General features: G+C 74.8%; 18 protein-coding genes. 5 read left to right on the top strand and 13 right to left on the bottom strand.

The window, feature by feature from the left end; all coding sequences use genetic code 11:
• Nucleotides 1-93 precede the first annotated feature (93 nt).
• Genes ABD823_RS15145 through ABD823_RS15130 form a run of 4 tightly spaced genes read right to left on the bottom strand, consistent with a single transcriptional unit; the run spans nucleotide 94 to nucleotide 3843 of the window.
• Nucleotides 94-867: an ABC transporter ATP-binding protein gene (locus ABD823_RS15145; RefSeq protein WP_344859957.1), complete on the bottom strand. Its 774-nt coding sequence runs from the start codon at nucleotides 865-867 to the stop codon at nucleotides 94-96.
• Nucleotides 864-1865, bottom strand: a complete 1002-nt coding sequence (locus ABD823_RS15140; protein WP_344859955.1) for a FecCD family ABC transporter permease — start codon at nucleotides 1863-1865, stop codon at nucleotides 864-866. Before ABD823_RS15140 ends, ABD823_RS15145 begins: the two co-directional genes overlap by 4 nt.
• Nucleotides 1862-2875 (bottom strand): FecCD family ABC transporter permease, encoded by a 1014-nt coding sequence (locus ABD823_RS15135; protein WP_344859953.1) that lies wholly within the window; start codon nucleotides 2873-2875, stop codon nucleotides 1862-1864. The genes ABD823_RS15140 and ABD823_RS15135 overlap by 4 nt, the downstream gene beginning before the upstream one ends.
• Nucleotides 2872-3843 (bottom strand): ABC transporter substrate-binding protein, encoded by a 972-nt coding sequence (locus ABD823_RS15130; RefSeq protein ID WP_344859951.1) that lies wholly within the window; start codon nucleotides 3841-3843, stop codon nucleotides 2872-2874. Before ABD823_RS15130 ends, ABD823_RS15135 begins: the two co-directional genes overlap by 4 nt.
• A gap of 165 nt (nucleotides 3844-4008) precedes the next feature.
• Between ABD823_RS15130 and ABD823_RS15125 the strand changes: the two genes are divergently transcribed.
• From ABD823_RS15125 to ABD823_RS15115, 3 genes are all read left to right on the top strand, one after another.
• Nucleotides 4009-5637, top strand: coding sequence for an ABC transporter ATP-binding protein/permease (locus ABD823_RS15125; protein ID WP_344859950.1), 1629 nt, complete (start codon nucleotides 4009-4011; stop codon nucleotides 5635-5637).
• Nucleotides 5634-7286, top strand: coding sequence for an ABC transporter ATP-binding protein (locus tag ABD823_RS15120; RefSeq protein ID WP_344859948.1), 1653 nt, complete (start codon nucleotides 5634-5636; stop codon nucleotides 7284-7286). Before ABD823_RS15125 ends, ABD823_RS15120 begins: the two co-directional genes overlap by 4 nt.
• A 358-nt stretch (nucleotides 7287-7644) precedes the next feature.
• Entirely contained in the window at nucleotides 7645-8529 is an 885-nt protein-coding gene (locus tag ABD823_RS15115; protein ID WP_344859947.1) for an ATP-grasp domain-containing protein, read from the top strand.
• A gap of 18 nt (nucleotides 8530-8547) precedes the next feature.
• Here the strand turns inward: ABD823_RS15115 and ABD823_RS15110 are convergent, their stop codons facing one another.
• On the bottom strand, nucleotides 8548-9264 hold the full coding sequence (locus tag ABD823_RS15110; protein WP_344859945.1) for a TetR/AcrR family transcriptional regulator: 717 nt from the start codon (nucleotides 9262-9264) through the stop codon (nucleotides 8548-8550).
• Between the two features lie 39 nt (nucleotides 9265-9303).
• On the opposite strand from ABD823_RS15110, the gene ABD823_RS15105 reads away from it, so the two are divergent.
• Both ABD823_RS15105 and ABD823_RS15100 read left to right on the top strand, forming a co-directional pair.
• Nucleotides 9304-10749, top strand: a complete 1446-nt coding sequence (locus tag ABD823_RS15105; protein ID WP_344859943.1) for an MFS transporter — start codon at nucleotides 9304-9306, stop codon at nucleotides 10747-10749.
• Nucleotides 10746-11741, top strand: coding sequence for a saccharopine dehydrogenase NADP-binding domain-containing protein (locus ABD823_RS15100; protein ID WP_344859942.1), 996 nt, complete (start codon nucleotides 10746-10748; stop codon nucleotides 11739-11741). The genes ABD823_RS15105 and ABD823_RS15100 overlap by 4 nt, the downstream gene beginning before the upstream one ends.
• A 118-nt stretch (nucleotides 11742-11859) precedes the next feature.
• Here the strand turns inward: ABD823_RS15100 and ehuA are convergent, their stop codons facing one another.
• The 8 genes from ehuA to ectA form a co-directional block, all read right to left on the bottom strand.
• Nucleotides 11860-12621, bottom strand: coding sequence for an ectoine/hydroxyectoine ABC transporter ATP-binding protein EhuA (ehuA, locus tag ABD823_RS15095; RefSeq protein WP_344860058.1), 762 nt, complete (start codon nucleotides 12619-12621; stop codon nucleotides 11860-11862).
• A 22-nt stretch (nucleotides 12622-12643) separates the two neighbouring features.
• On the bottom strand, nucleotides 12644-13297 hold the full coding sequence (gene ehuD, locus ABD823_RS15090; RefSeq protein ID WP_344859940.1) for an ectoine/hydroxyectoine ABC transporter permease subunit EhuD: 654 nt from the start codon (nucleotides 13295-13297) through the stop codon (nucleotides 12644-12646).
• The gene (ehuC, locus tag ABD823_RS15085) at nucleotides 13297-14043 is read right to left on the bottom strand and encodes an ectoine/hydroxyectoine ABC transporter permease subunit EhuC (RefSeq protein WP_344859938.1); all 747 of its coding nucleotides are present in this window, start codon (nucleotides 14041-14043) and stop codon (nucleotides 13297-13299) included. Before ehuC ends, ehuD begins: the two co-directional genes overlap by 1 nt.
• Before the next feature lie 21 nt (nucleotides 14044-14064).
• Entirely contained in the window at nucleotides 14065-14994 is a 930-nt protein-coding gene (ehuB, locus tag ABD823_RS15080; protein WP_344859936.1) for an ectoine/hydroxyectoine ABC transporter substrate-binding protein EhuB, read from the bottom strand.
• Between the two features lie 138 nt (nucleotides 14995-15132).
• Nucleotides 15133-16026, bottom strand: coding sequence for an ectoine hydroxylase (gene thpD / locus ABD823_RS15075; protein ID WP_344859934.1), 894 nt, complete (start codon nucleotides 16024-16026; stop codon nucleotides 15133-15135).
• Nucleotides 16027-16145: 119 nt separating this feature from the next.
• Nucleotides 16146-16541 (bottom strand): ectoine synthase, encoded by a 396-nt coding sequence (locus tag ABD823_RS15070; protein ID WP_344859932.1) that lies wholly within the window; start codon nucleotides 16539-16541, stop codon nucleotides 16146-16148.
• A complete protein-coding gene (gene ectB / locus ABD823_RS15065; protein WP_344859931.1) occupies nucleotides 16538-17824 on the bottom strand; it encodes a diaminobutyrate--2-oxoglutarate transaminase in 1287 nt (428 codons plus the stop codon). Before ectB ends, ABD823_RS15070 begins: the two co-directional genes overlap by 4 nt.
• A 78-nt stretch (nucleotides 17825-17902) precedes the next feature.
• Nucleotides 17903-18367, bottom strand: a complete 465-nt coding sequence (gene ectA / locus ABD823_RS15060; protein WP_344859929.1) for a diaminobutyrate acetyltransferase — start codon at nucleotides 18365-18367, stop codon at nucleotides 17903-17905.
• Between the last annotated feature and the right edge of the window lie 154 nt (nucleotides 18368-18521).

Here is an 18521-nt window from a genome sequence, read left to right as displayed (position 1 = left end):
CGTCATGTACCTGCCGGCTCAACGTACATGACGCATCATTTATTTCGCAAGCGACGTGCGGCGCGCCCGGCGGCGCCCGCGGGCCGGAGGCGGTCACAGGGCCGCGTCGAGCAGGCAGCGGGGAGTGCCGTGCAGCTCGTCGATGACCACGCGCCCGGCCACGCCGAACACCTCGGCCAGCAGGTCCGGCGTGATCACGTCCGCAGGCCTGCCGTCGGCCCGGACCCGTCCCCCGTGGAGCGCGACGATGCGTTCGGCGAAGCGGGCCGCGTGGTCGAGCTCGTGCAGGACGGTCACGACGGTGAGGCCGCGGGCGGCGCGCAGCGTGCGGACCAGGTCGAGGACCTGCAGCTGGTGGCGGATGTCCAGATGGGCGGTCGGCTCGTCCAGCAGCAGGATGCGGGTGTCCTGGGCCACGGCCAGCGCGAGCCGTACGCGCTGGCGCTCGCCGCCGGACAGCGTGTCGAGGACGCGGTCGGCGAGATGGGCGACCCCGGCCAGCTCCAGTGCCTCGTCCACGGAGTCCGACTCCCGCAGCAGTCCCAGCGGTCCCCGGTGCGGGTACCGGCCCTGGCGGACGAGCCGGCGCACGGTCAGCCCGGGGACGGGCGGCAGGCTCTGGTGCAGGACCGCCAGCCGCTGCGCCACCTGCCGCCGCGACAGGGAGGCCAGCTCCGCGCCGTCGAGCAGGATGCGGCCGGACGACGGCTCCAGCAGGCCCGCGATCAGGCGCAGCAGCGTGCTCTTGCCGCAGCCGTTGACGCCGACGAGGGCCACGGACTCGCCGGGCTCGACGGTGAGGTCGATCCCGGTCAGGATCGGGCGTGTGCCGTACGAGAAGTGCAGGTCCTGGACCGTGATGCTCATTGCGATCTTCCCAGTCTGATGAGGACGGCGGCGCCGGCCAGCGCGGTGACCACACCGGTCGGGACGCCGAGCCGGTGCGCGCCGTCGAGGAGGTGCCCGGCGAACTGGGCGAGGGTGTCCGCGCCGGCGAGCAGGACGGCCCCGGTGGCGGCGGCGGTGAGGACGCGGCCGCCCAGCCTGCGGGCGGCGTGCGGGGCGACCAGGCCGACGAAGGAGATCGCCCCCGACAGGCTGGCCGCGCCGGCGGTCAGGGCGATCGCCGTGGTCAGCGCGACGGCCCGGCCCAGACCGGGGTGCAGGCCGAGCGAGGCGGCGTGGTCGTCGCCGGGGGACAGGACGGCCAGGACCCCCGAGCAGGCCCACGCCACGGCGACGCCCCCGGCGATCCACCAGGAGGCGAGGGCCAGGTGCTCCCACACCCGCCCGTCGACCGAGCCGATCAGCCAGCGCAGCGCGTTGCCGAACCTGCCGGGCTGGTAGGCCAGCAGCATCGTGGTCAGCCCTGCCAGCAGCGCGCTGCCGAGCAGGCCGTGGACCACGAGGTCGGCCGGGGGGCGGCGGGCGGACATCAGCCAGGTGGTCCCGCCGCCCAGCGCGCCGCCGGCGAGCGCGGCGAGCAGCGCTCCGGCGGCGGAGTCGGCGGGGAACAGGCCGAGGGTGAGCCCGCCGAGGATGCCGAGCACCGCGCCGGGGTTCACACCGGAGAACTCGGGTGCGGCCAGCGGGTTGCGCAGCGCCGCCTGGAGCACGTATCCGGAGGCGCCCAGGGCCGCGCCGGTGAGCAGGGCGGTGAGCAGCCTCGGCACGCCGAGCTCCCACACGATCTTCTCGGCCCGACCGTCCGCGGCGCCGTCGAGCAGGCCGGTGACCGCGCCGGGCGGCTGGCCTGAGGCGAGCAGGTGCGCGACCGCGACCACCGCGAGCAGGACCGCAGCCGTGGCCACCCGGCCGGGCGCCGCGCCGTAGGCACCCGGCTCGGGCCTGCGCGTGAGCGTCATGCGCGGGCCCGCCTTCGCAGCAGGACGGCACCCGCCAGAACGCCGGCCAGTGCCGTCCAGGCCCCGAGCGGGGTCTCCACCGGGGCGAACGCCAGCCGCGCGGCCAGGTCGGCCGTCACGGTGACCAGTGCGCCCAGCGCGGCCGACCACGTCAGCCGGCTCCCGGCGCCCGCGTGCGGGCGCAGCCGCCGGGCCGCCACCGGCGCCAGGAACCCCACCCACGCGATCGGGCCGCAGGGACCGGTCACCGCGCCGATCAGCACGGTGGACACCGCGAGCACGCCGAGCCGGGCGCGGTCCACCCGGCTGCCGAGCGAGGCGGCCGCGTCGTCGCCCAGGCGCAGCAGGCCGAGCGCGGGAACGCACAGCACGACGAGGGGGATCGCGGCGGCGAACCACGGCAGGGTCCTGGCGGCCTGCTCCCACATCAGGCCGGACAGGCTTCCGACGAGGTAACGGAAGAGCATGTCGTACTGGAGGCGGTCGGCGGTGGCCATCACGGCCAGCAGCAGCGCCTGGATGCCGGTCGAGACCGCGGCGCCGGTCAGCAGGACGCCGCCGGCGGTGCGGCCCGTCCTGGCCGCGGCGAGTGTGACGAGCCCGCCGAGCGCGGCACCCCCCAGGCCCGCCAGCGGATACAGCGAGGGCGGCACGGGCAGCGCCCACACCACGCACACGCCCACGGCCAGCGCGGCTCCGGTCGAGACGCCGAGCATCTCGGGCACGGCGAGCGGGTTCCCGAGCGACTCCTGCAGCAGGAGGCCGGCCGTGCCGATCGCCGCGCCGCCCGCCAGGCCGATCAGCACGCGGGGGACGCGCAGCTCCCAGACCACCACGTGCGCGATCGAGCCGGGGGCGGCCGACAGCAGGTCGTGAGGGGCCACGAACGGCGTGCCCAGGCACAGCCCGGCCAGCGCCGCGACGGCGAGGCCGAGCCCGGCCGCCCAGGGCGCGAGCGCGCGCGGGCGCCCGGCGCCGCCCGCCGGACGTCCGCCGGGCGCGGCGCTCATCCGGCGGCCTTGGCGAGCGCCTCGTCCAGGATGATGCCGAACGCCCTGGTGCCGCGGCCCGACGCCCACAGCTCGGTCTGCACCTCGAACACCTTGCCCGCGGCCACGGCGGGGACGCGCCTCCACACCGGGTTGTCCCTGTAGTGCTCGCTGACCGAGGTCCCGAACGACTGGATGAAGATCACCTGCGGTGCCTTCGCCAGGATCTCCTCGATGCTGTAGGCCTGCGCGGTCTCGAAGCCGCCGCCCTTGCTGGGCCAGGGGTAGGCGAAGAACCGGGACATGAAGTGGCCCAGCACGTCCTCGGTGGTGTTGACGCCCACCGAGGTGCCCCCGTACATCGCCAGGACCGGCTTCTTGTCCAGTCCCGCGGCTCTGGCGCGGGCCGCTCCGTCGGCGAGCTTGGCGCGGAAGCGGCTCTCGGCCGCGGCCTGCTGCCGGCCGCGGTCGGTGAGCTGCGCCAGCGCGCGCAGGTAGCCGATCGAGTCCTCGTACGACCTCACCTCGACCACCCACAGCGGCGCGAACTTCTCCACCGCGGTTCTGAGCTGGTCGTGGACGCCGGCGAGGCCGATCACCAGATCGGGCTCCGCCTCGGCGATCGCGGCGACGTCCTCACTGCCGAAGCTTCCCGGGACGACCGGGACCTCGGCGCCCTTCGCGCCCAGGTAGTCGGGGCGGGACAGCAGCTCGGGCGTGGTCGTGGCCACGGGGGTCAGTCCCAGCTCGACGAGGGCGTCGTCGCACAGGCCGGTCAGGCAGACCACGCGCTCCGGCTTCTTCTTCAGCGTGAGCGTCCTGCCGTGGGGGTCGGTGACGGTCAGGGCCGCGCCGACCGGCGTGACCGGGACGGCGGTCGGCGCGGCGGCCCGCGGCTCCGCCGGGGCGCCACCGGTCCGGGGGTCGCTTCGACCGCAGGACGCCACCAGTGCGAGCGCGACCAGGGCGATGACCGATCGCCTCGCCACCGGCCCGGCCTGCCGTCCGCCGGGAGAGAGAGCGCCGCGGCGCATGGGACCTCCAGATATGAAAACCATTGCCAACTCTAGACGATGAAAATAGTTATCATTTACTCTCGCTTCGCATCAAGGGGAGGGCCGCGTCCTCCCTCGGGGACGGAAAGGGGAGGGCGAGTGATCGTTCATCGCCGGCTGCTGCAACTGGCCGGTGGCGTGAAGGGGCCGATCGCGGTCTGCGCGGGCCTGGGCCTGGCGGTCAGCGCCGCGTACACCGGCCAGGCGGTCCTGCTCGCCGCGGCCCTGGCCGCCCTGGCCGGTGGAGACGTCCCGGCGGCGGTGCGGCTGCTGGCCTGGGCCTTCGCGGTGATCGTGGCGCGGGCGGCGCTGCTGTGGGTCAGGGAGTCCGTGACCGTGTGGGCGGGCGCGCTGATCAAGGCCCGGCTGCGCGACCGGCTGATCGACCACCTGGGCCGGCTCGGCCCCGCGCACCTGACCGGCGCCCGCACGGGACACGTGCAGGCCACCCTGGTCGACGGGGTGGAGGGGCTCGACCCGTACTTCAGCCGCTACCTCCCTCAGGTCGTCGTCACCTTCTGCGTGCCGGTGGCGCTGACGGGCTGGCTGTTCACGGTCGACGCTGCGGCCGCGGCGGTCCTGGCCGCCGCCGTGGCGGGGGTCCTGGTCATCCCCAGGTTCTGGGACGCGACGCTGCTCAGGCGGGGGCGCGGCCGCTGGGCCGCGTTCGCCGCGCTGGCCTCGGACTACCTGGAGGCGACGCAGGGCATGGCGACCCTGCGGGCGTTCGGAGCCGTCGGCGCGGTGGGGGCGCGGCTGGCCGGCCGGGCGCACGACCTCTACCTGACCACCATGCGCCAGCTCAGGATCTCACTGGTGGAGACGGGGGTCAGCGCGTTCCTCGTCCAGGCGGGCACGGCCGGGGCCGTCCTCGCCGCGGCGACCGCGGGCAGCACGTGGGAGGCGGTCGCCGTCCTGGTGATCACCGTGGAGTGCTTCCGCCCCGTGAAGAACCTCTCCGAAGCCTGGCATGCCGGATATCTCGGCATAACGGCGGTCGACGGCATCGAGGACCTGCTGACCGCGTCCCCGGCCGTCGAGGACCGGGGGACGCGGCGCGACTTCCCCGAGGCGCCGGCCGTCGCCTTCGAGCACGTCACCTTCACCTACCCCGGTGCGGAGCGCCCCGCCGTACGCGACGTCGCCTTCACCGTCGAGCCGGGCCGCACCGTCGCCCTGGTCGGACCGTCCGGCGCCGGGAAGAGCACCCTGGCCGCCCTCCTGCAGCGCCACCACGACCCCGACCGGGGCGCGATCACCATCGGCGGGGTCGACATACGCGACCTCACGCTCGACGCGCTGCGCGGCGGCGTCGCGGTCGTGGCGCAGGACACCTACCTCTTCCACGGCACCGTGGCCGAGAACCTGCGCCTGTCCAGACCGGAGGCCACCGACGAGGAACTGGTCGCCGCCGCCCGGCTGGCCGCGGCCCACGACTTCATCGCCCGGCTCCCCGACGGCTACGACACGCGGCTGGGGGAGCGCGGGGCGACGCTCTCGGGCGGGCAGCGGCAGCGCCTGGCCATCGCGCGGGCGCTGCTGGCCGACGCCCCCGTCCTGGTGCTCGACGAGGCCACCTCGCACGTGGACGCGCGCACCGAGCAGGCCCTGTCCGAGGTGCGGCGGGGCCGTACCTGCCTGATGATCGCCCACCGGCCCGACACCATCCGGCAGGCCGACCACGTGGTGACCCTGGAGAACGGAACCGTCCTGGAGACCGCGGCATGAACCCGTCCATCCGCTGGCTCGCGGGCGCCGTCGGCGCGCACCGCCGGGCGTTCGTCTCCACCCTGGTCTCGAACCTGATCGGGCAGCTGGCCGTGCTCGGCGCGGCGGTGACCGGCGCCTGGCTGGTGGGACGTGCGATCGCCGGCCGCGGCGTGCCGCTCGGCCCGGCCGGCGCCGTGCTGGGCGGGCTCGTCGCGGTGGCCGCGCTGGCCGCCTGGTGGGAGACGTACGTCGCGCACGATCTGGCCTACCGGGTGCTGGCCGGACTGCGCGGCCAGGTCTACGGCGCGGTCGCCCGGATCGCCCCGGCCCGCCTCCTGGGCCGCCGCAGCGGCGACCTGGCGGCGGCCGCGCTGTCGGACGTCGAGACCCTGGAGTGGCTCTTCGCGCACACCCTGGCCCAGCTCATCACCGCGGGCACGGTGCTGGTGGCGGGGAGCGCGGCCGCCGCCGTGATCGACCCCCTGCTGCCGGCCTTCTCGCTGCCGCTGGCCGCGTGCGTGCTGACCGTGCCGCTGTGGCTGCGCAGGGCCTCCCGCCGGCACGGCGACGAGCTGCGCGAGGCCACCGCCGAACTCACCGCCGACGTGGTCGACACCGTCCAGGGCATGCGCGAGCTGGCCGCCTTCCGCGCCGTGGAACGCCGCAGGGACCTGCTGGCCCGCAAGACCCGCCGGCTGGCGCGGGCCCAGGCGGCGAACGCGGCCCGCGGCGGCCTCGAGACGGCCCTCACCGACCTGCTCCTCGCCGTCGCGGCCGCCGGGACGCTGCTCCTGGTCGCCACGGTGATCGGATCCCCCGCGGACGCCCCGGTCGCCATGGTGCTGGCGGCCGGCTCCCTCGGCCCGGCCGCCCAGGTGGCGCTGCTGCTCAAGGAGTACGGCACGCTGCGCGCGGCCGCCGACCGGGTGCACGCCCTGGTCACCGCGCCCGCCAACGTGACCCCGCCGCGGGAGCCCCTGGAGGTGCCCGCCGAGCCGGACGTGGTCTTCGAGGACGTCCGCTTCCGGTACACGCCCGACGGCCCCGACGTGCTGCGCGGGGTGTCCTTCCGCGTCCCGTACGGCAGGACCGTCGCCCTGGTCGGCGCCTCGGGCGCAGGCAAGTCCACCTGCGTCTCCCTGCTGCTGCGCCACTGGGACCCCGACGGCGGCCGCATCCTGGTGGGCGGCGTGCCGCTGCCGCGCATCGCCGACCTGCACCGGCACGTCACGGTGGTGCCGCAGGACGTGCACCTGTTCGCCGGCACCGTCGAGCAGAACGTACGGCTCGGCGCCCCCCGCGCCGACGTGGCCGACGCCCTGCGCACCGCCCAGCTCGCCGTCGACCCGGGGCTCCCCGTCGGCGAGCGGGGCGTCACGCTCTCCGGCGGCCAGCGCGCCCGGGTGGCCGTGGCCCGGGCGCTGGCCACGCGGGCGCCGGTGCTCGTGCTGGACGAGGCGGTGGCCAACCTCGACCCCGACAACGAGGCCCGCCTCGCCGACGCGCTCGAGGGGGCAGCCGCCGGCCGCGCCACGCTCGTCATCGCGCACCGCCTGTCCACCGTCCGCAGAGCCGACCGCATCGTGCTCCTGGAGGAGGGGCGCGTGGCCGCCCAGGGGTCCTACGCGGAGCTGGCCGAGCGGCTGGCCCCCCTGTTCGCCCGGTAGCCGCGGAGAAGCCGGGAGGGCCCGCTCCGCTCCGCCGCCGACGGGACGGCCCGGGACCGCCTCCGCGGCCGCGGGATCGGCGGTCGGCTGGACGCCCACCCCGGCCGCGGCACCCGGATGGCGCGGACCTCGGCCGCACCGGCGCCGGCCCGGGCGGTTCGGATCCCGGCCGGCGGCCGCGTGGTCGTCGACGTGCACGCGACGTCGTGGCCGCCACAGGCCGGCTCGTTCCCTCCCAGACGGCGTCCGGTCACCGCCGCGGTCGGTCCCGGTGGTCTCCGGGCGCCGGGACCGGGGCGTGCGAGGTGGCCGGATATCCACGTGAGACCGGTGCGGACGGTCCGTATCCTCAGGGGGTGTGACCGTGGGCTTCCTGTTCTGCGCCGACCCGCTCCGGCCCCGGCGGGTCGATCCGCACTTCGGGCCGGAGGCGCTGGCCGTACGGGACGGGGACGGGCGGGTGGCGCTGGTCGACCACGACGCGCTGACGGCGGGCCGGACCGGGGAGGCGGTGGCGCGGGTGCCGGACGGGTTCGGCCCGGTCTGGTACCGCGGCTGGATGCTCCGCTCCGGGCAGTACGCGGCGCTTGAGGAGGCGCTGCGGGCGAGGGGCTGCCGCCTGCTCACCGACGCCGGCGCCTACCGCCGTGCCCATGAGCTGCCCGGCTGGCTGCGCTGCTTCGAGGACCTGACGCCGCGCACGGCCGTGGTGCCGATGGCGCCGGGCGGGCGTGCGCCGGGCGGGCGGCGGCTGGCCCGGCTGGCGGGCGGGCTGGGGGAGACGGGCTTCGTGGTCAAGGACTACGTCAAGTCGCGCAAGCACGAGTGGCTGCAGGCGTGTTACGCGCCCGATCTGGACGCGCTGGAGCGGGTCGCCGCGCGGTTCGTCGAGTTGCAGGGCGAGGACCTGACCGGCGGTCTGGTGATCCGGGGGTTCGAGCACTTCACCGGGGCGCAGGTGCGGGTGTGGTGGCTGGACGGGGAGGCGGTGTTCGCCGGGCCGCATCCCGACAGTCCCGGTGACGCCGTCGAGCGGCCCGAGATCCTGGGCGACGTGCGCGAGGCGGTCCGGCGCCTCGGCGCCCGGTTCGTCACGACCGACCTCGTACGGCGGGCCGACGGGGCCTGGCGGGTCATCGAGGTGGGTGACGGCCAGGTGAGCGACTGGCCGTCCACGGCCGACCCCGGGGTCCTGGCCGGAGCACTGCTCGCGGCCGGGGGCGCGGCCCGCGCCCCCGGCTGACCGGCACGCGGGGCGGGTTCACCCCCGCCCGGGGAGCGGGTCGCGGTCCGGCGCGGGGTCGGGGGCCGCCGCGGACGGCAGCGTGGTGAGCAGGCGGCCGAGCGCGTCGGCGGCCCACGCCTGCCAGCGTGCGTGCTCCCATCCCCGCTCGCCCACCAGCAGGTTGTAGGTCTCCGGCGACAGGACCGCCAGGGCGATGTCGGAGGCGGTGTCGGTGTCGAGACCGTCGCGCAGGGGGGTCTTGCGGGCGAGGGCGTCCATGAAGACGCGCATCACGGTCAGCCGCTGCCGGACGTTGACGGCCCAGACGCCGGCCAGGTCGGGGTCGGTCGTGGCGGCGCTGCGCACGACGTCGAGGAGCGGTGCGGCGCGCAGGTAGATGTCCCCGGCGCCGGCCACCTGGCGGCGTATCTGCCCGAGCGGATCGGGGTCGGCGAGCGCGTCGCGGACCCAGGGGCGCTCCAGGGTGGGGACGGGTTCGTCGTCTCCCGCGACGGCCAGGTCGAGAGCGGTGGCGAGGACGGCCCGCTTGGTGCCGAAGGCGTAGTAGACGGTCTGCTCGCTCACCCCTGCCTCGGCCGCGATGGCGGTGATGCTCGTCGCGGTGTAGCCGGCCGTGGTGAACAGCCCGGTCGCCGCCGCGACGATGCGGGCGCGGGTGGCGCGGGCCCGTGCGCTCCGCCCGTCCTCTCTCCCGGAGCCTCGGGTGGTCGTGCCTCGTGGTGTCTCGCTCACGACTTGACTATAGCAGCACTCTAAAAACATTCTTAGAGTGTGACTACAAAAACATGGGGACCGCGAGGCTTCGCGGTCCTGCTCCTGCTCACCTCGGTCGAGCTCGTGGTGTTCCTCGAGGTGTCGATCGTCAACGTCGCGCTCCCCGCGATGAGCGCGTCCCTGTCACTGACCGGCGCGGGCCTGGCCTGGGTGGTCAACGCCTACCAGCTGACGTTCGGCGGCTTCCAACTGGTCGGCGGGCGGGCGGCGGACGTGTTCGGGCGGCGCCGGATGTTCCAGACCGGCATCGCGCTGTTCACCGCGGGATCGCTGCTGTGCGGACTGGCCCCCGACGCGGCCACGCTGCTGGCGGGCCGGGCGGTGCAGGGCGTCGGCGCGGCGCTCGTGGTCCCGGCCGAGCTGGCGCTGCTGGCGACGGTCTTCACCGAGCCCGCCGCCTACCGCCGCGCTTTCGGCGTGTGGAGCGCCATGGCGGCCGCGGGCGCCGGCTCCGGCGTGGCGCTGGGCGGAATCCTCACCGAGACGGCCGGCTGGCCGTGGATCTTCCTGATCAACGTGCCCATCGGCCTGGCGGCGCTCGCCGCGACCCCGCGCCTGCTGCCCCCGGACCGTCCCGGAGCCGGGCGCCCCCGCGCCGCCGGACCGCACCTGGACGTGGCCGGCGCGCTCACCGGCACCGGGAGCCTGCTCGCCGTGGTGCTCGTCGCCTCCGAGCTCCCCGTCCGGGGCTGGGACGCGCCCACCGTCACGGCGGCCGTGACCGGCGCGGCGCTGGCGGTCGCCTTCTGGGCCCGCCAGCCCCGCCACCCGCAGCCGATCCTGCCCCCCGCCCTGCTCCGGCAGCGGGAGATGCGCGCGGGCACCGTGGCCAACGCCCTGGTGGGCGCCTCCCACGTGCCGGCGTTCGTGCTGCTGTCGCTGATGCTGCAGGACGTGCTGGGCTACTCCGCGCTCGCCGCCGGGTTCGCCGTCCTGCCCATCGCGGCGGTCAACATGGTGACCGCCCGCACCGTGGTGCCCTGGGCGGCGGGGCGCTTCGGGATGCGCGCCGTCCTGGCCGCCGGCATGGGCCTGCTCGCGCTCGGCCTGACCGGATACGCGGTCCTGCTGCGTCCGGGCGCGGGGTTCCTCACCGCCGTGCTGCCGCCCGGCCTGGTGTTCGCGGCCGGGCTTCCGGCGGTGTTCGTCGGCTCCACCGCCTCGGCCGTACGGGCCGCGCCCGAGGAGCAGAAGGGGGCCGCCTCCGGGCTGCTCAACACCGCCCAGCGGCTCGGCGCCGCGCTCGGCGTCACCGGCGTGCTCCTGCTCTCGGCCGCGTGGACCGCCTCCCACGGGGACACCGCCGGCGGACTGCGGATCGGGTTCGCCGTCGCGGCCGGCCTCGCCGTCCTGGGGGTCGTCTGCGCCCTGGCCATGTCCTCCGCCCGCCGGCCGGCGGGCACCGCCGCCGCCCCCGCACCGGAGCGAGGAGCCCCCCGGTGACGGACACGGTCCTCATCCTCGGCGGATACGGCGCGGTCGGCCGCGAGGCGGCGGCCGCGCTCACCGCGGACGCGACGGTGATCGTGGCCGGCCGTGACCCGGACCGGGCCCGCCCGGTCCCGGGGGCCGTCGCGATGCGGGTGGACGCCACCGATCCCGCCGGCCTGGCCGGGGCGCTGGAGGGGGTCGGCGCCGTGCTCATGTGCGCCGAGACCGGCGACGCGCGGGTCGCCCGCGCCTGCCTGGAACGCGGCATCGGCTACGTGGACGTCTCCGCCTCCCGCCACGTGCTCGCCGCGATCCGTGAACTCGACGGCCTGGCGGTGGAACGCGGCGCGACGGCCGTCCTCAGCGTCGGCCTCGTGCCCGGCGTCACCAACCTGCTGGCGCGCATCTGCGCCGAGCGCTCACCGGCCCGGGACCTGCGCATCGGCGTGCTGCTCGGCTCGGGGGAGCGGCACGGCCCGGCGGCGCTCGCCTGGACCCTGGACGGGCTGGGCGGGCTCGGCGGCTCGTGGACGATGCGCTTCCCACCGCCGTACGGCGAGCGCACCGTCCACCGCTTCCCCTTCTCCGACCAGTACACGCTGCCCGGCACCCTCGGCGCGGCCTCGGTGCGCACAGGACTGTGCCTGGACTCCCGCCTGGCCACGGGCCTGCTCGCCGCGGCCGGCCGGCCCGCCGTCGCGGGCCTGCTGCGCCGCCCCGCGGTCCGCGGCCTGCTGCTGCGCGCGCTGGGCGGGATCCGTCCCGGCGGTGACGGGTTCGCCGTGACCGTCCGCTCCGGCACCGCGCAGGCCGCCTTCAGCGGGCGGCGGCAGAGCCGCGCCACCGGGCGCGCCGCCGCGCTGCTCGTCCGCCGCCTGCCCGCTCTGCCGCCGGGTGTGCGGCACATCGAGCAGCTGGTGGACCCGGTCGCCTTCCTGACCGAACTCGCCGCCGGCGGGTTCGGCCTCCATCTCGGAGAGGCGGGGGAGGGCGGTCCCGCGTGACGGCCACGGCTTCCCGGCGGGCGGTCTGCCCCGCGCGTGCCCGATGCGCCCGGCCGCGGCGGGCACCGCCGTGAGGAGCCGCGCCTGCGGCCCCGCCCGAACAGGGGCGCACGGCGGCTCAGGCGTCCAGGACCGCCTGCAGGAACGCCCGGGTGCGCGGATGCGCGGGATCGCTGAAGATCTGCTCGGGAGGGCCGTCCTCGATGATCCGCCCGTGGTCGAACATCAGGACCCGGTGGGAGACGTCCCTGGCGAAGCGCATCTCGTGGGTGACGCAGAGCACGGTCAGGTCGCCGCTGCGGGCGATGTCGCGCAGCAGGTCCAGCACACCCGCGACGAGTTCCGGGTCGAGTGCGGAGGTGACCTCGTCGAGCAGCAGCACCTCCGGTTCCATCGCGAGCGCCCGCGCGATGGCGACCCGCTGCTGCTGCCCTCCGGAGAGCCGGGACGGGTGCTCCAGCGCCTTGTCGGCCAGGCCGACCATCTCCAGGAGCTCGCGCGCCCTCGCCTCCGCCTGCTCGCGGGGGAGCCCCAGGGCCCGCACGGGTGCCTCGGTGAGGTTGCGCAGCACGTTCATGTTCGCGAACAGGTTGAACTGCTGGAACACCATGCCGATCTTCCTGCGGATCCGGCGCAGGTGCCGCTCGTCGGCGGGCACCAGCCTGCCCCTGCGCCGGACGTGGGACAGGCACTCGCCGTCGACCTCGATCGTGCCCGAGGTGACCCGCTCCAGCGTCATCAGCAGGCGCAGGATCGTGGTCTTGCCCGAGCCGCTCGGCCCGATCAGCGTGACGCGCTCACCGCGCCGGACCTCGAAGTCCAGCCCGCGCAGGACCTCCAGGTCGCCGAAGCGCTTGACGACCCGCTCGAAGCGGACCATCGGCGGGGAGCCGGCAGAGATCTCAGCTGCCAAGGCGGCGCTCCAGACGGCGGACGAGGATCGACGCCGGGACCGACACGAGCAGGAAGAACAGGCCGGCGACGGTCAGCGGCTCCAGGTAGCGGAAGCGCTCGGCGCCCAGCTCGCGGGCGAGCCCCACCACGTCGACGACGGTGATGACGGACAGCTGGGGCGACTCCTTGAAGATCGCCACCAGGTAGTTGCCCAGGGCCGGCAGCGTGCGGCGCACGGCCTGCGGCAGCACCACGTCGGTCCAGGTCCGGTGGCGGGGCAGGTCGAGGGCGACGGCCGCCTCCCACTGGCCCCGCGGCACCCCGTCGATGCCGGCCCGGTACACCTCGGAGGTGTAGGCCGCGTAGTGCACGCCCAGCCCGATGATCCCCGTCGCCAGGGCGCTCATCGTGACGCCGAACCCGGGCAGCACGTAGTAGAGGACGAACAGCTGCACCAGCAGCGGGGTGCTGCGGACGAACTCCACGGCGGCGCCCGCCGGGCGGCTGAGGAACGGCCGGCGCGAGCGGCGCAGCAGCGCGAGCAGGAGGCCGAGGGCGAACGCCAGCACCGCGCCGCCCAGCGTCGCCTGGACGGTGACCAGCAGCCCCCGGGTGAGCAGCTCGGGAAGGATCTGGAGCGTCCACCGCCAGTCCCAGCCCATCACGCCTCCCCCGCGGTGGAGGGCGGTGCGGGGAGCGGGGGCGGACGCCTGCGCGGGGGGCCGCCGCGGCCGACCAGGCGCCCGGCCCTGCGCTCGACGGCCCGCATGGCCAGCGTGATCGCGTAGGCGAACAGGAAGTAGACCACCAGGAGGAGGGCGAACACGGCCGCCTGGTCGCTGCCGGAGTTCACCAGGAGCCGGCCCTGGTAGGTCAGGTCGGCCACGGTGATGACCGACAGCAGCGACGTCGCCTTGAGCAGCTCGATGAGCAGGTTGTTCATCGGGGGGATCATGGCGACGAACGCCTGCGGCAGGATGACGTGGCGCATGCGCCGGTAGGGGGACAGGTTCAGCGCGACCGCCGCCTCCCACTGGCCGCGGGGCACCGAGCGCAGCGCGCCGCGCACCACCTCCGAGCCGTAGGCGCCGAGGTTGAGGCCGAGCGCCAGGACGCCGGCGAAGGTCTTCTCCAGCTGGTAGCCGGTGAGCAGGGGCATGGCGTAGTAGATCCAGAACAGCTGCACCAGGACCGAGGTGCCGCGGAAGAACTCCAGGTAGGCGCGGGCGGCCGCCCGGACGGCACGGCGGCCGGAGACGGCCGCCAGCCCCACGGGCAGGGCGATGGCGACCGCCAGCAGGGAGCCGCCGCCGGCGGCGGCGAGGGTGACCGCCGCTCCCTCGCACAGGAAGGGCATCGCCTCGCCCAGAGTGCCGGGCAGGTCGCCGCTGCAGGGACCGATCGTCATCGTGATCACCGTCGCGGCCGGTCAGGAGGCCGCGCAGAGCCGGTCGGCGGTCAGCCCGCGGGCCCGTTCGACCTCGGTGCGGGTGAAGCCGAACCGCTCGATGAGCGGCAGCACCCCTCCCGCGTCCTGCAGTCTCCTCAGCTGCGCGTTGAAGGCGTCGCGCAGCGCGGTGTCCTGCCTGCGGAAGCCGTACCCGCCGGCGCCGAGCCGCTCCTTGCCGCCGATGACCGGCACGAAGGACTCGGTCGCCTCCAGCGGCTCGCCGGCGTACTGCTGCCGCAGCGTCCAGCGCAGCGAGACCGCGGTCAGCGCGACGGCGTCCACCCGGCCGGCGAGGATGCCGTTGAAGGCCGCGTTCTGGTCGGGGAAGACGGTGATCTTCTCCCCGCTCACCCCGCTCGCCTCGGCGTAGCCCTTCTCCACGGCGCCTTCGAGCACGCCGAGCCGCGCGCCGCTCGCGGCGACGTCGGGGAAGCGCCGGATCCGTCTGGGATTGCCCCGGGGGACGAGGAACGCCTCGGCCGCCACGTAGTCGGGGTGCGAGAAGGCGACCTGCCGGCAGCGCTCCGGGGTGATGAACATGCCGGCGGCGATGACGTCGTACTGCTGGGACTGCAGGCCGGGGATCAGCGAGCCGAAGGAGTCGACGATCTGCGCCTCCAGTCCGCCGACGCCGAGCGCCCTGAAGACCGCGCGGGCGACCTCGGGGGCCTCCCCGGTCAGCCGGCCGTCGCCGTCGCGGAAGCCGTACGGCTGCTCGTTGGCGACGCCGACTCTGATCACGCCCGCCTCCCGGTACCGGGCGAGCGGGTCCGCGGCGTCCTGCCCGGGGGCGCCTGGGGCGTCGACGCGGGTGCACGCCGCGACCGGGGCGGACCCGGCGGCGAGCGCCGCCGCGGCCAGTCCTGAGCGCCGCAGGAAGCGGCGGCGCGTCCATCCCTGCTCCGTCACGTTGCGCTCCTGTCCGCTTCCGTGCCGGCGGTCCGGATCCGCCGGGGGATCGGCCTCCCGGGCCCCGCGGCGCCGCGCGGAGGCGTGACCGCGCCGGCCGCGTCTCCACGCGGTCGGCGCGGGAGGCGGCTCCGGTCCTCAGCCGACCGGGGTGAAGTCACGGGAGGCGATGAAGGGCGGGCGCCGGTCCGGTGCGGCGAACGGCTCCACGCAGGTGTTCTCGACGCTGTTGTAGACGATGAACACGTTGGAGCGGGGGAACGGGGTGATGTTGCCGTTGGAGCCGTGCATGCAGTTGCAGTCGAACATCGTCGCCGAGCCGGCGGGGCCGGTGAACAGCTCGATGCCGTGCTTTTCGGCCAGCAGCCGCAGGCTGTCGGGGTCCGGGGTGCCGATCTCCTGCCCCTTCAGGGACTGCTTGTAGTGCTCCGAGGGCGTCTCACCCAGGCAGCAGACGAAGGTCCGGTGCGAACCCGGCATGATCATCAGGCCGCCGTTGTGCACGTGGTTGTCGGTGAGCGCGATCGAGATGCTCACCGCGCGCATGCGGGGCATGCCGTCCTCGGCGTGCCAGGTCTCGAAGTCGGAGTGCCAGTAGAACTCCTTGCCGGTGAAGCCGGGCTTGTAGTTGACCCGGCTCTGGTGGATGTAGACCTCCGAGCCGAGGATCTGCCGGGCGCGGTCGACCAGGCGCGGGTCGGCCGCCAGCTTCGCGAAGACCTCGCTGACCTTGTGGATCTCGAAGACCGAGCGGACCTCCTGCGACCCGCGTTCGGTGATCACCCGCTCGTCCCCGCGGAGGCTCTCGTCGGTGGACAGGCGGTGCAGCTCGGTGCGGTAGCGCTCGACCTCGGTGGGGGAGATCAGTGACTCGACGGTGAGGAAGCCCTTGGCGTCGTAGTCGGCGAGGGTCCGCGGGTCGATCGGCCCGCCGTCCGGCCCGCTGCCCGGCCCGCCGTACACGACGGGGTCCTGCCGGAAGATGAGGGTCGGCTCGTTCGTCTTGCGCGTGGGATAGACGTCCATGTGCATGGTCGGTCTCCTCCGGGTTCGTCGCTGTGCGCCCTGCCGGGGCGCCGCCGGCTCGCCGGGGGCCGCCCTCCGGTACGGGAGGGCCGCCCGCCGGCCGCCGGTGCGCGCCGCCGGCGGGATCAGGCGCCGGTCTCGCTGAGCAGGGGGTAGGCGCCGTTCTCGTCGTGGACCTCCCTCCCGGTGCAGGGCGGGTTGAACACGCAGACCATGCGCAGGTCGGTGCGGGCCCGCAGGGTGTGGTGCTCGTGCCCGTCGAGCAGGTACATCGTCCCCGGCGCGATCAGGTGCTTGTCGCCGTTGTCGTGGTCGACGAGCTCGCCCGTGCCCTCCACGCAGTACACGGCCTCGACGTGGTGGGCGTACCACATCGTGGTCTCGGTCCCGGCGTACAGGACCGTGTCGTGCAGGGAGAAGCCGGCCTTCTCCTCGGCCAGCACCAGGCGGCGGCTGCGCCAGGTCGGCGTCCGGACGTCGCGGTCGGTCCCGGTGACGTCGTCGAGAGAGCGGACGATCATGATCGTCCCCTTCCCGCGGCGGCCGGGACCGGCCGCCGGTCGCACACGGCGGCCACCGACTCGGCCAGCACGCCGAGCCCTTCGGCGAGCTCATCGGCCGTGGCGGTCAGCGGCGGCAGGAGCTTGACCACCTCGTCGTCCGGTCCGGAGGTCTCCATCAGCAGGCCGCGCTCGAAGGCGGCCCCGCACACCCGCGGGGCCAGGCCGGGCTCGGTGAAGACCAGCCCCCAGGCCAGGCCCCGGCCGCGCACGCCGGCGACGGCGTCGGGGCGCGCGGCCGCGATCTCCTCCAGGGCCCGCCTGACCCGGGCGCCCTTGGCGAGGGTCTGCTCCCGCAGGCCGTCGCCGGTCCAGAGGTCCAGGGCCGCGGCGGCCGTGACGAAGGCCGGGTCCAGGCCGCGGAAGGTCCCGTTGTGCTCCCCGGGCTCCCACACGTCCAGGTGGGGGCGGAGCAGCGTGAGCGCCATCGGCAGGCCGTACCCGCTCAGGGACTTCGACAGGCAGACGATGTCGGGCGTGATCCCGGCGTCCTCGAAGCTGAAGAACGGCCCGGTCCGGCCGCAGCCCATCTGGATGTCGTCGACGATGAGCAGGATGCCGTGCCGCGCGCACAGCCGCGCCAGTGCCCGCTGCCAGCCGGGGTCGGCGCCGTTGAGCCCGCCTTCTCCCTGCAGGGTCTCCACGATGACCGCGGCGGGCCTGTCGAGCCCGCTGCCCTGGTCGTCCAGGAGCCGTTCGAAGAGCAGGAAGTCGGGGGTGCGCCCGTCGAGGTAGCCGGCGTACGGCATCGTCGCGGTGTGGTTCAGCGGCACCCCGGCGCCGTTGCGCTTGGCCGCGTTGCCGGTCACCGCCAGGGAGCCGAGGGTCATGCCGTGGAAGGCGTTGGTGAAGTTGACGACCGTCTGGCGGCCGGTGTACTTGCGCGCCAGCTTCAGCGCCGCCTCGACGGCGTTGGTGCCGCCGGGGCCGGGCAGCTGGACCTTGTAGTCGAGGCCCCTGGGCCCGAGGACGACGTCCTGGAATTTCTCCAGGAACCGGCGTTTGGCCGTGGTGTGCATGTCGAGGCTGTGCACGACGTGGTCGCCGGCGAGATAGGCCAGCAGTTCGGCTTTCAGGTGAGGGTGGTTGTGCCCGTAGTTCAGCGTTCCCGCGCCGGAGAAGAAGTCCAGGAATCCCCGGCCGTCCTCGTCGAATATGCGGCTTCCCCGCGCGGTGCGGAAAACCGCGGGCCAGCTCCGGCAGTAACTTCTCACCTCTGATTCGAGCCGTTCGAATATGTCCATCGTTCACCGTCCTCAGGGGTGTGGTCGTGAACTCCGGGGCGGCCGGCGGGAAGTCCTCCCGGCCGCGGCCCGCCTCGGCTACAGCGCGCCGATGCGGAAGAGCACCTCGGGTTCGTGGTCGACCGGGAAGTGCTCCCGGCCGAACAGGCGGCGCCGCTCCAGGGAGCTTCCCCGGTTCCTGGCGAAGGATTCGAACAGGCGGGCCGAGGGCGCGTTGTCCGGCGTGACCGTGGCCTCGAGGAAGCGGTGTCCCCACGGGACCAGCCGGTCGGCGAGATGGTCGAGCATCCGCCGGGCCAGTCCCCGCCCGCGCCAGGAGCGGTCGACCGCGACCTGCCAGACGAAGAACGTGTCCGGCGCCTTCGGGCGGGTGAACCCCGTCACGAAGCCGCAGGCGCCGTGCTCTCCCCGCGCGATGACAGAGGTGCCGGAGAAGTCCCGGCACCAGAGTACGTAGCTGTAGGGAGAGTTCACGTCCAGGGTCTCCGATTCACGTGCGATACGCCATATGTCCGGACCGTCGTCGATTCCGGGCTCCTCCATTCGGATGCGGTTTCCAGTCGCTGAGTTGTATGCCCGATTTGAGGGCTTTCCACCAGACATGCATCTCAAATTAATCATATGTGCGTAGATCATAGGAATGGAGGCGGTGGGAACTTCGTGAGCACGGCTCCATGGAACGGGAAACCGGATCCGG

The organism is Planomonospora alba (genome assembly GCF_039534085.1).
Classification (GTDB): Bacteria; Actinomycetota; Actinomycetes; order Streptosporangiales; family Streptosporangiaceae; genus Planomonospora_B; species Planomonospora_B alba.
The sequence above is the reverse complement of the archived record's forward strand: the minus strand, read 5'-3'. Positions and strand labels throughout refer to the sequence as shown.

Coding starts and splice junctions, on each gene's coding strand:
- ABD823_RS15145 (WP_344859957.1), bottom strand. CDS start 867: ATGAGCATCACGGTCCAGGACCTGCACTTCTCGTACGGCACACGCCCG.
- ABD823_RS15140 (WP_344859955.1), bottom strand. CDS start 1,865: ATGACGCTCACGCGCAGGCCCGAGCCGGGTGCCTACGGCGCGGCGCCC.
- ABD823_RS15135 (WP_344859953.1), bottom strand. CDS start 2,875: ATGAGCGCCGCGCCCGGCGGACGTCCGGCGGGCGGCGCCGGGCGCCCG.
- ABD823_RS15120 (WP_344859948.1), top strand. CDS start 5,634: ATGAACCCGTCCATCCGCTGGCTCGCGGGCGCCGTCGGCGCGCACCGC.
- ehuA (WP_344860058.1), bottom strand. CDS start 12,621: ATGGTCCGCTTCGAGCGGGTCGTCAAGCGCTTCGGCGACCTGGAGGTC.
- ehuD (WP_344859940.1), bottom strand. CDS start 13,297: ATGGGCTGGGACTGGCGGTGGACGCTCCAGATCCTTCCCGAGCTGCTC.
- ehuC (WP_344859938.1), bottom strand. CDS start 14,043: ATGACGATCGGTCCCTGCAGCGGCGACCTGCCCGGCACTCTGGGCGAG.
- thpD (WP_344859934.1), bottom strand. CDS start 16,026: ATGCACATGGACGTCTATCCCACGCGCAAGACGAACGAGCCGACCCTC.
- ABD823_RS15070 (WP_344859932.1), bottom strand. CDS start 16,541: ATGATCGTCCGCTCTCTCGACGACGTCACCGGGACCGACCGCGACGTC.
- ectB (WP_344859931.1), bottom strand. CDS start 17,824: ATGGACATATTCGAACGGCTCGAATCAGAGGTGAGAAGTTACTGCCGG.
- ectA (WP_344859929.1), bottom strand. CDS start 18,367: ATGGAGGAGCCCGGAATCGACGACGGTCCGGACATATGGCGTATCGCA.